Origin of the sequence: Streptomyces sp. NPDC058145 (assembly GCF_042884245.1) — a bacterium.
Taxonomy (GTDB): domain Bacteria; phylum Actinomycetota; class Actinomycetes; order Streptomycetales; family Streptomycetaceae; genus Streptomyces.
On record NZ_JBHVUH010000007.1, the window covers coordinates 250834 to 263684 of the forward strand.

Below are 12851 nucleotides of genomic sequence, written 5' to 3' on the forward strand. Positions count from 1 at the left end.
TCCCTCGAAGCTTGGCCTCATGAATGAAGCGCGCGGATGTCCTTTCCTTGCGTTGAACGCTCAGAGAGTTCCAGAGGACTGTTGGGTCGTCTACGCCACTGACGCGAAAACTTGTGGATCAGGGCATACGAAAACACCGGCAACGGGACCGCGCGGGGCGGTGTCCCGGTGCCGGTGCCGGCGGAGTGGGAAGGGCGGGGATCAGCCCGCGGGCGGGGGCGCCGTGGAGCCGCGCAGCACCAGTTCGGGCTCGAAGAGCAGCTCACCGGGGTGCGAACGGTTGCCCTGTAGCTGGGCGCACAGCAGCTCGACCGCCGCCCGGCCCATCGCCTCGATGGGCTGACGGACCGTCGACAGCGGCGGCTCGGTGCAGTTCATGAAGGCGGAGTCGTCGTATCCGACGACCGAGACGTCGCCGGGGACGGTGAGTCCGCGCCTGCGCACGGCCCTGATGGCGCCGAGCGCCAGCGGGTCGCTCGCGCACACGATGCCGGTCACCCCGCGCTCCAGGAGCCGGGCGGCCGCGGCCTGCCCGCCCTCGAGCGAGAACATCGACCGCGCGACGAACTCGTCCGGCAGCTCCTCGCCCGTGCGGCGCGCCACCGCCCGGGCTGCCTCCAGCTTGCGGCGCGAGGGGACGTGGTCGCTCGGGCCGAGCACCAGCCCGAGCCGCTCGTGCCCCAGCGAGGCGAGGTGGCGCCAGGCCTGCTCGACGGCGACGGCGTCGTCGCAGGCGACACAGGGGAAGTCGAGGCCCTCGATGGAGGCGTTGACGAGGACCACCGGGATGTCCCGCTCGGCGAGCTGCCGGTAGTGGTCGTGCGGCGCGTCGGCCTGCGCGAACAGACCGCCGGCGAAGACCACGCCGGACACCTGCTGCTGCAGCAGGAGGTCCACGTAGTCGGCCTCGGAGACGCCGCCCTTGGTCTGCGTGCAGAGCACCGGCGTCAGCCCCTGCTGGGCCAGCGCGGCGCCGATGACCTCGGCGAACGCCGGGAAGATCGGGTTCTGCAGCTCCGGCAGGACGAGTCCGACGAGCCGGGCCCGCTCTCCGCGCAGCTGCGTGGGCCGCTCGTAGCCGAGGACGTCGAGAGCGGTGAGCACCGACTGGCGGGTCGACTCCGAGACACCGGGCTTGCCATTGAGGACACGACTGACCGTCGCCTCGCTGACCCCCACTTTCTTAGCCACCTGAGCAAGTCGTCGCGTCATGTACGCAAGCCTAGCGCAATTTCCGCAAATGAATTGCGGAGATTGCCGCCCGCTCGGGATGCGGTGACGACGCCCGGATCCGCGGCTCCCTCCCGGCGCGCGTCATCGGGTGGGCGGGGCGAGGACGGTGCGGCAGTCCTGCCAGGCGTCGGCACTCAGCAGCGCCTGGAGGCGGGTGAAGAGCGCGAGCAGATCGGCCCCCCACCGCTCGCGGAAGGCGGGGTCGAGACGGGCGAGGTCGAGCTCGTTCGCGGCCGACAGTTCGGCGAAGTCCCGGCGCGGCCCTGGCCCGGGCACATGGGACCCGCCGGTGAAGCGGTCGTGGAAGGGAGCGGCGGACCGCCCGAGGTCCGGATAGGTGGCCCCGCGGTCGCAGGAGGCGTACAGGTAGACGATCGACTCGGCCTCGGCGCCGATCACCGCCGCGAGTTCCGCCCGGCGGGTAACCGGCAGGAGGGCGCCGGGAAAGCCGTCGGTGCCGTAGAACGCGTGGCAGAGTCCGGCGAGCTGGAGCGCCGGACGGGCCTGCCACAGCGCGAGCCGGTCCTGTACGCGGCGCAGGTGCGCGAGGAGGGTGCCACCGGGGTGCGCCATGGCCCCCGCGCCGCATTCACGGAGCAGGGCCAGGGCCCGGTCGGCGGCGGGTATGCCGGTGTCCGGTTCCATTCCTTCTTCCGTCCCTTCACTTCAGCGGGCCGAGCCCGGGTGGAACTTGGGGAGCCGGACGGTGATCTTCGTGCCGGCGCCGACACCGGTCTCGATGACGAGGCCGTGGCCGTCGCCGTAGACCTGGCGTAGCCGCATGTCCACGTTGCTCAGGCCGATGCCGGCGGACGGGCCGCCCCGGCCGCGCAGCAGGTCGCGCAGGCGCTGCGGGTCCATGCCGACGCCGTCGTCCTCGATGACGACCCGGGCCTCGGTGCCCTCGTCCTCGGCGGTGATCGTGATCCGGCCGCGGTCCACGGACTCCTCCAGGCCGTGTTTGAGCGCGTTCTCCACGAGAGGCTGCAGACAGAGGAACGGCAGGGTGACGGGCAGTACCTCGGGGGCGATCCGCAGGGTCACCTCCAGGCGTCTGCCGAAGCGGGCGCGGGCGAGTTCGAGGTACTGCTCGATCGAGCGCAGTTCCTCGGCGAGCGTGGTGAAGTCGCCGCCCCGGCGGAACGAGTAGCGCGTGAAGTCCGCGAACTCCATCAGCAGTTCACGGGCCCGCTCGGGGTCGGTGCGGACGAACGAGGCGATGGAGGCGAGCGAGTTGTAGACGAAGTGCGGGGAGATCTGGGCGCGCAGGGCCCGGATCTCGGCCTCGATGACGCTGGACCGCGCCCGGTCCAGGTCGACGAGTTCGAGCTGTACGGAGACCCAGCGGGCCACTTCCTCGGCGGCCCGGACGACGACGGCGGACTCCTGGTCGGCGAAGGCGGCCAGGGCGCCGGCGGCCCGGCCGTCGACCGTGAGCGGGACCATCACCCCCCAGCGGACGGGGCAGCGGGCGTCGGGGCAGGTCAGCGTGAACGTCCGGGTGCGCGCGGCGTGCGCGAGACGGGCCGCGGCCGCGGCCCGGTGGTGGTCGCCGGTGCCGTCCCAGGCGAGCACCGACTCCTCGTCGGCGAGGGCGAGGGCGACCGTGCCGAGCAGCGGCCGCAGCCGGCGGGCCGCCTTGCGGGCGGTGTCCGGGGTGAGGCCGGCGCGCAGGGGCGGCGCGGCGAGCGAGGCGGTGTGCAGGGTGTGGAAGGTGGCCCGCTCCACGGGGGTGCCGACGTCGGCCGGGTTCTCCTGCTGCCGGCGGGCCCCGGCGTGACCGAGGGCGGCGCCCAGGGCGAACAGCCCGAGAGCGGCCACGGCGAGGACGACGGTGCCCAGCGCGGTCACGAGCGGCGCCCCCGGGACCGCTCCGGACCGGCGCCCGGGGTGGCGGCCCGGCCGCCCGGGGGCTCGGGCAGGTGGAGCCGGGCCATCGTGGCGGCCGCGGTCGCCGGGACGCGGTGCCGGGTGGCCAGGGAGATCAGCACCATGGCCGCGAAGCCCACGGGGACCGACCAGACGGCCGGCCAGGCCAGCAGGGTGTGCAGCGGGCCGGACCTCGCCCCGCCGGCGATGGTCACGGTCACCGCGGTGAGCGCGGATCCGCCGCCGAGGAGCAGTCCCGCGACCGCGCCGGGCGGGGTGAGGCCGCGCCACCAGATGCCGAGGAGCAGCAGCGGGCAGAACGAGGAGGCGGACACGGCGAAGGCGAGGCCGACCGCGTCGGCCACGGGGAGGTCGGTGACGACGGTGCTGGCGGCGGTGGGCACCGCGATGGCCGGCAGGGTCGCGAGCCGGAAGTGCCGGATACCGAGCGTCGGCAGCACGTCCTGGGCGAGCACCCCGGCGACCGACATGGTGAGCCCGGAGACGGTGGACAGGAACGCCGCGCAGGCGCCGCCCGCGACCAGGGCGCCGAGCAGGTCGCCGCCGACCCCGCCGATCAGCCGCTGCGGCAGGACGAGCACCGCCGCGTCGGTGTCGCCGGTCAGCAGCAGGTCGGGCGCGTAGAGCCGGCCGAGCACACCGTAGAGCGGGATCAGCAGGTAGAAGGCGCCGAGCAGGCCGAGGACGATGACGGTGGTGCGGCGGGCGGCGCGGCCGTCGGGGTTGGTGTAGAAGCGGACGACGACGTGCGGCAGTCCCATGGTGCCGAGGAAGGTGGCGAGGATCAGCCCGTAGGTGGCGTACAGGCCGTGCTGTTCCCGGCCGGCCGACAGTGGCTGCGCCCAGCCGGAGGGCGCCGTGCCGGGCCCGCCGTCGTCGGGCAGCGGCACGGGGGCGCCGGGCGGGAAGCTCAGGGTGGTGCCGGGGCCGACGCGGTGGGTGCCGGCGCCGAGGGTGAGCGAGCCGCCGTCGAGGGGCCGTCCGTCGACGGTTCCGGTGACTTTGACGCGCACCGGTTCGTGGACGGTGAGGGTCAGCGGCCGGTCGGTGCCGACCTGGGTGGAGCGCTGGAAGACGGGCCGCTCGTCCCAGGCGGGGGCCGGGGCCCGGTCGGCCCGCCAGGCGATGAGCAGGAACACGGCGGGCACCAGCAGGGCGGTGAGTTTCAGCCAGTACTGGAACGCCTGGACGAAGGTGATGCTGCGCATGCCGCCGGCGGCCACCGCCACGGTGACGACGGCGGCCACGACCAGACCGCCGAACCAGCCGGGCGCGCCGGTGAGCAACCGGAGGGTCAGCCCGGCGCCGCGCAGTTGGGGCAGCAGGTAGAGCCAGCCGACGCCGACGACGAGCACACTCGCGATCCGCCGCACGGCGCGGGACTCCAGGCGCGCCTCGGCGAAGTCCGGCAGGGTGTAGGCGCCTGAGCGGCGCAGCGGGGCGGCGACGAAGGCGAGCAGCACCAGGAAGCCCGCGGTGTAGCCGATGGGGAACCAGAGCATGTCGGCGCCCTGGGCGAGGACGAGCCCGGCGACACCGAGGAAGGAGGCGGCGGACAGGTACTCGCCGCTGACGGCGAAGGCGTTGAGCCGCGGCGGGACGCTGCGCGAGGCGACGTAGAAGTCGGAGGTGGTGCGCGAGATGCGCAGGCCCAGCGCGCCGACCAGCACCGTGGCGAGGACCACGGCCGACACGCCGGCGATTCCGTACGTCTGGTTCAACGCCCGGTCACGTCACCCTCGTTGCGCTCGGCACGGCGGACGTACCAGGCACCCGTGCACAGCAGGATCGGATACGGTGCCACGCCCAGCAGCAGCCAGACGCCGAGCGGGACGTCGTGCCGGGCGCCGCCGGCCGAGAGGACCCGCAGGAGCACGGGGAGCAGCCCCAGCGAGAGGGCGAGCAGGGCCGTCGCCGTGAGGGCGGCACGGAGCTGACGGCGCATCAGGTTCCGTACGGGAGTGTCGTCGTCCGGGGCGGCGGGGCGGCTGCCGGGCGGGATCGTGGCGCGGGGCGGTGGGAGGCCGGCGCGGTCGGTGCGGGGCCGTCCGGTGACCACCTCTCTGCGAGGGACGGATTCCGCACCCATCACGCACTCCCCGACGCCGCGGTGATCACCTTGTCGCGGCGAGTGTACGCAGCACCGGGGCGGTCAGGTAGGTACCGGACGAGGATCGCCACAGGGCCGCCACGGCCGCTTCGCGGGTGCCCCGGGCACCGGGTGCCGTCACCGTCGTCCGCGTACCGCGCCCTGGGCCCGCGCGGCCAGCAGGTCCCGCAGTTCCCGGGCGTTGCGGCGGCTCACGGCGAGAATCCGGTCGCCGACCCGGACGGTCAGGTTGCCGCCGTCCAGACGGAGTTCCTCGATGCGGCCGAGGGCCACCAGGCGGCTGCGGTGGATGCGGACGAATCCGCGCGACCGCCACTGCTCCTCCAGGGTGGTGAGCGGGACGCGCACCAGGTGGCTGCCGTGCGGGGTGTGCAGGCGGGCGTAGTCGCCCTGTGCCTCGACGTAGGTGATGTCGGCGACGGGGACGAACCGGGTGACCCCGCCGAGTTCCACGGGGACCTGGTCGCCGGGGGTGCCGCCCGGCGCGGGGCCGGGTCCGCCCGCGGGGAGCCGGGGCGGCCGGGGTCCCTGCCCGGCCCTGGTCAGTTCGGCGACGCGCCGTACGGCCTCCGCGAAGCGCTCCTTGCGCAGCGGCTTGAGCAGGTAGTCCACCGCCTTGAGGTCGAACGCCCGGAGCGCGAAGTCCTCGTGGGCGGTGACGAAGACGATCAGCGGCGGGTCCGGGTGGTCGCCGAGCAGACCGGCCAGGTCCAAACCGCTCAGGCCGGGCATGTTGATGTCGAGGAAGACGACGTCGAAGGCCTCCGGGCCGTCGGGTCCGGCCGCCATGGCCCGCTCCAGCAGGCGCACCGCCCCGGCGGCGTCGAGGGCGGGTACGACGCTGCCGATCCGCTCGTCCTCGCCCAGGAGGTACAGCAGTTCCTCCAGCGCGGGTTCCTCGTCGTCCACCGCGAGCGCGCGCAGCGGCTCCTGCCCCTCGCCGGCTCGTGGCCCGGGCCGCCCGGCCGCGCTCATGTCCCGCATCTCCTCGTCCCCTGCCCTCTCGTCCCGTGCCGTTTCGCGGACCCCGGCATCCGTCCGAGGGCATCCTGACCCCTCGGGACCGCGGCCGTCGAGAAGCCGGTGGCGGCCGCGTGCCGGTCAGTCCGGCAGCCGCATGCGCACCCTCTCCCCCGGCCCGACCCGGACCACCCGGTCCTGCAGGCGGAAGTCGATGGGCGGGCGGCCGGAGGCGGACGGCACCACGGCCTCCAGCAGGCCCGCGCGCAGGCGCAGGCGCACGCCCCAGTGGCCCTGGTAGCGCAGGGAGAAGCCGTAGGAGGAGAGTTCCGGCAGCGGTACCGGGTCGAGCCAGAGGGCGCCGTCGCGGGTCTCCAGGCCGGTGAGGCAGCGCTGCACGAGGTCGAGGGTGCCGGCCATGGCGCCCAGGTGGATGCCCTCGCCGGTGGTGCCGCCCTGGACGTCGGCGATGTCACCGCGCAGCGCCTCCTGGACGAAGCCCCAGGCGTCGGCGCGGCGGGCGCGGGCCAGGATCCAGCCGTGCACCAGGCCGCTGAGGGTGGAGCCGTGGCAGGTGCGGTGCAGATAGTGGTCGACCGTCGCGGACCAGATGTCCTCGTTGAGACGGTGCCCCAACCGCCGGAACAGGGACTGGAGTTCGGTGGGAGAGAACAGATAGCCCAGCATCAGCACGTCGGCCTGCTTGGACGCCTTGTAGCGGTTGACGGTGTCGCCCTCCGCCTCCAGGATCCGGTCGAGGCGCCGGATGTCGCCGTACCGATCCCGGTAGCCCTGCCAGTCCAGCTCGGTGAGATCGCCGTAGCCCTCGAACTGGCTGATCACGCCCTCGTGGTAGGGCACGTGGAGGGTACGGGAGACCTCCTCCCAGCGGGCGAGTTCGTCCTGTTCCAGGCCGATGCGCTCGGCGAGTTCGCGGCGGCGCGGCTCGGGCAGGTCGCGCAGCAGGCCCAGCCCGCGCAGGAGCACCCAGGCCGCGGTGACGTTCGTGTACGCGTTGTCGTCCAGGCCGGGCCCGGCGGCGTCGGGGTAGGCGTCGTGGTACTCGTCGGGGCCGACCACGCCCAGGATGCGGTGCCGGCCGAGGTGTTCGTCGTAGGTGGCCGAGTCGGCCCAGAAGCGGGCGATCTGCAGCAGCATCTCGGCGCCCTCGGTGTGCAGGAAGTCGGTGTCGCCGGTGGCCTCGCAGTACTGCCACACGTTGTACGCGACCGCCGAGCCGACGTGCCGCTGCAGCCGGGAGTGGTCGGGCAGCCAGCGCCCCGAGCGGGGGTTGAGGTGCAGTTCCTGGGTCTCCTCCCGGCCGTCGCTGCCGCTCTGCCACGGGTACAGGGCGCCGCGTCGGCCGGCTTCGTGGGCCGCGTGGACGGCCGCGTCCAGACGGCGGTGACGGTAGTGGAGCAACGCCCGGGACACCTCGGGCAGGTGGAGGTTCAGATAGGGCAGTACGAACAGCTCGTCCCAGAAGACGTGGCCCCGGTACGCCTCGCCGTGCAGTCCGCGGGCGGGGACACCGACGTCGAGGTCGGCGGTGTGCGGGGAGAGGCACTGCAGCACATGGAAGAGGTGCAGGCGCAGGATGCTGCCCGGCTCGCCCGGGACGTCGAGTTCGGCGCGCCGCCACAGCTGCTCCCAGGCCGTGGCGTGCGAGGCGAGCAGTTCGTCGAAGGCGGGCGCGGTCTCGGCCCGGTCCACGGCGGCCCACAGCGGGTCGCTGATGGCGGGGTCGTGGGAGGTGTGCAGGGCGACGCACTTGTCGACGGTGACCGTGCGGCCGGGCGCGAGGGCGAGACGCAGACGCCGCACGGCCCGCATCGGCTCGTGCGCGTCGGTCGCCGGGGCGTCGGCGGTCAGCCGGCAGGCGAGCCCGACGGCGATGTCCGAGGTACGGGTGTGGCAGCGCAGCCACATCGCGCCGGACTCGGCGCTGCCCGTCTCGACCCGGGTGAGGTGGCGGCCGTCGAGGTCGCGGTAGCGGGCCACCCCGGAGTTGGTGACACCGCCGTCGAGCGCGGCCTCGACGTCGAGTTCGCCGGTCCAGTCCTCGGCGGTGATGTCCGTGCGCAGGGCGGCGAGGTGCGGGTCGGCCATGTGGACCAGGCGGAGCTGCCGCACGAGGAGCGTGCCGCCGCCGTCGAGCCGGTACCGGGTGCGGCGCTCCAGCACGCCCGGGTCCAGGTGGAGGATCTGCCGGTGCTCGGCGACCGGGGTGGTATCGGGGCCGAGCCAGTCGTGGCCGTCCGGGCGGACGCGCAGCGGCAGCCAGTCGGGGAGGTTGACCATGTCCTCGTTGTCGACCCGGCGGCCGGCGACGTCCGAGGTGAGCCGGTTGTAGATGCCGGCCGCGTAGGTGCCGGGGTAGTGCACGGTGTCCGCGGCGCACTCGGGCAGCGCGCCGCGGGTGGCGAAGTAGCCGTTGCCGAGGGTGCACAGGGACTCCCGCAGGCGTTCCTCCGCGGGGTCGTAACCGTCGTACTCCCACAGCAGTCCCGGCACCTGGGCGGTTCCCCTCCCCGTGTCCCTCGTCGTGGTGGTCACCGTTCGGACAGCAGGCCGGTGAGGATCCGGTCCGGGGTCAGGGGCAGTTCGCGGAACCGGATCCCGGTGGCGTGGTGGACGGCGTTGCCGAGGGCGGCGGCGGTGCCGACGATGCCGATCTCGCCGATGCCCTTGCTGCCCATGGGGTTGAGGTGCGGGTCGTCCTCCTCGATCCAGTCGGCCTCGATGCCGGGGACGTCGGCGTGGGCGGGAACGTGGTAGGAAGCGAGGTCGGCCTCGGTGAAGTCGCCGAACGGGGCGTCCATGGTGCTGCCCTCGGTCAGGGCCATGCCCAGGCCCATGGTCATGCCGCCGACGAACTGGGAGCGAGCGGTGCGGGCGTTGAGGATCCGCCCGGCGGCGAAGACGCCGAGCATCCTGCGGGCCCGTACCTCGCCGGTGACGGTGTCGACGGCGACCTCGGCGAAGTGGGCGCCGAAGGCGTGCCGGGCGTACGGGGATTCGGCGTCGGCCCGCCCTGCGGTGTCGGAGCGGACCACGAGGCCCTCGGCGGGCAGCGGGCCCGGGTGCTCGGCGAGCCGGGTGGCCAGGCCGGCGCACGCCTCGTGCACGGCCCAGCCCCAGGACGCGGTGCCGGAGGAGTCGCCGGCCAGCGACGCCGGGGGCAGGTCGCTGCGGCCCACCTCGGTGCGCACCCGGTCCAGGGGCGCGCCGAGCGCGTCGGCGGCGATCTGGGCGAGGACGGTACGGGCGCCGGTGCCGATGTCGGCCGCGTTCACCCTGATGAGGAAGGTGCCGTCGGGCAGGGCCTGGGCGGTGGCGGTGGACGGCCGGATCAGGACCGGGTAGGTCGCCGCGGCCACTCCGGTGCCGATGAGCAGTGGGCCCTCGGTCCGGGAGCGCGGGCGCGGGTCGCGCCGGTCCCAGCCGAAGCGGCGGGCGCCCTCGCGCAGGCACTCGGCGAGGTGCCGGCTACTGAACGGCTTGCCGCTACCGGGTTCCCTTTCCGGTTCGTTGCGGATCCTCAGCTCGACGGGGTCCACGCCGAGGACCCCGGCGAGTTCGTCGACCGCCGACTCCAGGGCGTACATGCCGGGGGCCTCGCCGGGGGCGCGCATCCAGGACGGGCTGGGGACGTCCAGCGGCACCACCCGGTGGGAGCTGAGCAGGTGTGGGGCGGTGTACATGACGCGGGACGGCACCGCGGCCTGCTCCACGAACTCCCTGACGTGTGAGGTGTGCGTGGTGACCTCGTGCAGCACCGCGGTGAGGTGTCCGTCGGCGGTGGCGCCGAGGCGCAGCCGGTGCAGGGTGGGGGCGCGGTGGCCGACGGCGGTGGGCATGTACCGGCGGGGGTAGGCCACCGTGACCGGCCGGCCGGTGTGCCGTGCGGCCATCGCGGCGAGGACGACGTCGGGGCGCGGGGTGCCCTTGGAGCCGAAGCCGCCGCCGACGTGTTCGGCCACCACGGTGACGTGCTCCTCGGGCAGGCCGAAGAGACCGGCGAGCACGGACTGGACGGTCGTGCCGCCCTGGCTGGAGGTGTGGACGGTCAGCCGGTCGCCGTCCCAGTGAGCAGTGGTCGTGTGCGGTTCCATGGGGTGGTTGTGCAGGGGCGGCACCCGGTACTCGGTGTCCAGGCGGACTTCGGCGCCGGCGAAGGCGCCGTACGGGTCGCCGTGTTCGAGGTGGCCCGGCTGGCCGCCCTTGGCCCCTCCGGGCTCGTAGGCGTCCGGGTGGTCGGGGCGGAGTACGACGTCGTGGTGCTCGGTGGCGTAGCCGACGCGGACGGCCCGGGCGGCGGCGCGGGCCGCCTCCAGGGTCTCGGCGACGGCCAGGGCGACGCACCAGCCCCGGTGCGGCACGTGGCGGTTCTGCAGGACGGCGAGGGTGGCGTCGTCCGTCTCGCCGAGGCGCGGGGCGTCGCCGGGGGTGAGCACGGCGAGGACGCCGGGCAGCGCGAGCGCGGCCGAGGTGTCCACGCCGGTGACCCGGCCCCGGGCCACGGCGGCGGGCACGGGCCAGGCGTGGGCGCGGCCGGGCACCGGGTACTCGGCGGCGTAACGAGCGTTTCCGGTGACCTTCTCGCGCCCTTCCCGCCGCCCGGCGGGCGCCCCGAGGGCGGTGCCGGTGCGCGGGGTGGGGTGGGGGTCCTGCTCCAGGGCGCCGGTGCGGGGCTGCCGGGCGTTGCCGGCCTCACCGGAGGGGGCGGAGGCGGTGCGGGTGACGGGGTCGTCGTGCGACAGACCGGTCCCGGACAGCGGGTCGTTCCGGTCCGGCCCGGTGGCCGCCATCGGATCGTCGTGCGGCAGACCTGTCCCAAACAGGGGATCGTCCCGGGGCAGCCCGGTGGCGGCCGTCGGGTCGTCGTGCGGCAGACCGGTCCCGGGCAGCGGTCCGCCGTGCTCCAGTGGGTCGTTCGCCATCGGGTTCTCCTGGGGTCGGCCGGGTCCGGGGGGTCAGGCCGTCGCGGGTGCGGGGGCGAGGTGGTTCAGAACGTCCAGGGCGAGGTTGCGGGCGAGGGGCACCTTGTAGGCGTTGTCGCGCAACGGCTCGGCGCGCTCCAGCTCCAGGGCCACGGCGCCCTCGAAGGCCTCGGGGGTCGCCGACGCGCCCAGCAGGGCCGACTCCGCGTGGTGGGCCCGCCAGGGCCGGTGGGCGAGGCCGCCGAAGGCGAGTCCCACCTGGTCCACGATGCCGTCCGTGACCCGCAGGACGACGGCCACGGAGGCCAGGGCGAAGGCGTACGAGGCCCGGTCGCGGGCCTTGCGGTAGGCGGAGGGCACACCGGCCCGGACGGCCGGGAGCAGCACGCCGGTGATCAGCTCGCCGGGGCGGATCTCGGTGTCCCGCTCCGGACGCATCCCGGGCAGCCGGTGGAAGTCGGCCACCGGGATGCCGCGCCCGCCCTCGGCGCCGTACAGCTCGACCCGGGCATCGAGGGCCGCCAGGGCGACGGCCATGTCGGAGGGGTGGGTGGCGATGCAGTGCGGGGAGTGGCCGAGCACGGCGTGGTCGCGGTGGACGCCGTCGCGGGCACCGCACCCGCTTCCCGGCTCCCGCTTGTTGCAGGGTTTGTCCAGGTCCTGGAAGTAGGGGCAGCGGGTGCGCTGGAGCAGGTTGCCGCCGGTGGTGGCGGCGTTGCGGAGCTGGCCGGAGGCGCCCGCGAGGAGTGCCTGGGACAGCACCGGGTAGCGGTCGCGGACGAGCGGGTGGGCGGCGAGATCGCTGTTGCGGACGGTGGCGCCGACGCGCAGCGCGCCGTCCGGCAGTTCCTCCACTGCGTCCAGCGGCAGCCGGCCGACGTCGATGAGGACGCCGGGGGTCTCCACGCCGAGTTTCATCAGGTCGACGAGGTTGGTGCCGCCGGCGAGGTAGCGGGCGCCGGGGTGGGCCGCGTAGGCCTCGACGGCCTCCTGGACGCCGGTGGGCCTGAGGTATCCAAAGCCTTTCACCCGATCACGTCCTCCACCGCTTCGACGATGCGCGGATAGGCGCCGCAGCGGCACAGGTTGCCGCTGAGCCGCTCGCGGATCTCGGTCCGGTCCAGCGGCACGGGCCGGCCGGAGGGCTCCGCCGGGTCGGTGACGTGGGAGGGGTGGCCGGCGGCGGCCTCGGCGATCATGCCCACGGCGGAGCAGATCTGCCCGGGCGTGCAGTAGCCGCACTGGAAGGCGTCGCGTTCGAGGAAGGCCCGCTGGAGGGGGTGGGGTTCCTCGCCGTCGCCGCCGAGGCCCTCGATGGTGGTGACCTCGCTGCCGTCGAGGGTGACGGCGAGCAGCAGGCAGCCGTTGACGCGGCGCCCGTCCACCAGGACGGTGCAGGCGCCGCACTGGCCGTGGTCGCAGCCCTTCTTGGACCCGGTGAGGCCCAGGTCCTCGCGGAGCAGGTCCAGCAGGACCCGCCGGTGGTCGACGAGCAGGGTCTGGGGTTTGCCGTTCACCCGGAGGGTGATCTCCGAGTGCGGGTCGAGCCGGTTTTCGCTGGTCATGGCAGGGAGGGCCTTCCGGACGGGCCGTGGTGTCCGTGCACACCGCGTATCCAGGCTGCGACGCCTCACACGTCCCGGCCACTCCAGGGCCCCCGCGGCCCCCGTCGCCGGGCCGGTCGGCCGGTCCGGCGGCGGGGGCGGGAAGGGCGT

Annotated in this window: 10 protein-coding genes; all 10 read right to left on the reverse strand. The window is 74.5% G+C overall.

Annotated features, from left to right (window positions below):
* Positions 1-201: 201 nt before the first annotated feature.
* Positions 202-1212, reverse strand: a complete 1011-nt coding sequence (locus ACFVVO_RS18000; protein ID WP_390055963.1) for a LacI family DNA-binding transcriptional regulator — start codon at positions 1210-1212, stop codon at positions 202-204.
* Between the two features lie 102 nt (positions 1213-1314).
* Positions 1315-1878, reverse strand: coding sequence for a DUF6817 domain-containing protein (locus ACFVVO_RS18005; protein WP_390055965.1), 564 nt, complete (start codon positions 1876-1878; stop codon positions 1315-1317).
* 21 nt (positions 1879-1899) lie between these two features.
* The gene (locus ACFVVO_RS18010; protein ID WP_390055967.1) at positions 1900-3084 is read right to left on the reverse strand and encodes a sensor histidine kinase; all 1185 of its coding nucleotides are present in this window, start codon (positions 3082-3084) and stop codon (positions 1900-1902) included.
* Complete coding sequence (locus ACFVVO_RS18015) at positions 3081-4844, reverse strand: cation acetate symporter (RefSeq protein ID WP_390055969.1); 1764 nt, start codon at positions 4842-4844, stop codon at positions 3081-3083. Before ACFVVO_RS18015 ends, ACFVVO_RS18010 begins: the two co-directional genes overlap by 4 nt.
* Positions 4841-5212: a hypothetical protein gene (locus tag ACFVVO_RS18020; RefSeq protein WP_390055971.1), complete on the reverse strand. Its 372-nt coding sequence runs from the start codon at positions 5210-5212 to the stop codon at positions 4841-4843. The genes ACFVVO_RS18015 and ACFVVO_RS18020 overlap by 4 nt, the downstream gene beginning before the upstream one ends.
* 138 nt (positions 5213-5350) lie before the next feature.
* Positions 5351-6208 carry a LytR/AlgR family response regulator transcription factor gene (locus ACFVVO_RS18025; RefSeq protein WP_390055973.1) on the reverse strand — a complete coding sequence of 286 codons (858 nt, stop codon included), beginning with the start codon at positions 6206-6208 and terminating at the stop codon, positions 5351-5353.
* A 126-nt stretch (positions 6209-6334) separates the two neighbouring features.
* On the reverse strand, positions 6335-8707 hold the full coding sequence (locus tag ACFVVO_RS18030) for a glycoside hydrolase family 65 protein (protein ID WP_390056258.1): 2373 nt from the start codon (positions 8705-8707) through the stop codon (positions 6335-6337).
* A 38-nt stretch (positions 8708-8745) separates the two neighbouring features.
* Positions 8746-11136 carry a xanthine dehydrogenase family protein molybdopterin-binding subunit gene (locus ACFVVO_RS18035; protein WP_390055975.1) on the reverse strand — a complete coding sequence of 797 codons (2391 nt, stop codon included), beginning with the start codon at positions 11134-11136 and terminating at the stop codon, positions 8746-8748.
* 33 nt (positions 11137-11169) lie between these two features.
* Positions 11170-12165, reverse strand: a complete 996-nt coding sequence (locus tag ACFVVO_RS18040; protein ID WP_390055977.1) for an FAD binding domain-containing protein — start codon at positions 12163-12165, stop codon at positions 11170-11172.
* The gene (locus ACFVVO_RS18045) at positions 12162-12701 is read right to left on the reverse strand and encodes a (2Fe-2S)-binding protein (protein ID WP_390055978.1); all 540 of its coding nucleotides are present in this window, start codon (positions 12699-12701) and stop codon (positions 12162-12164) included. The genes ACFVVO_RS18040 and ACFVVO_RS18045 overlap by 4 nt, the downstream gene beginning before the upstream one ends.
* Positions 12702-12851: the final 150 nt, after the last annotated feature.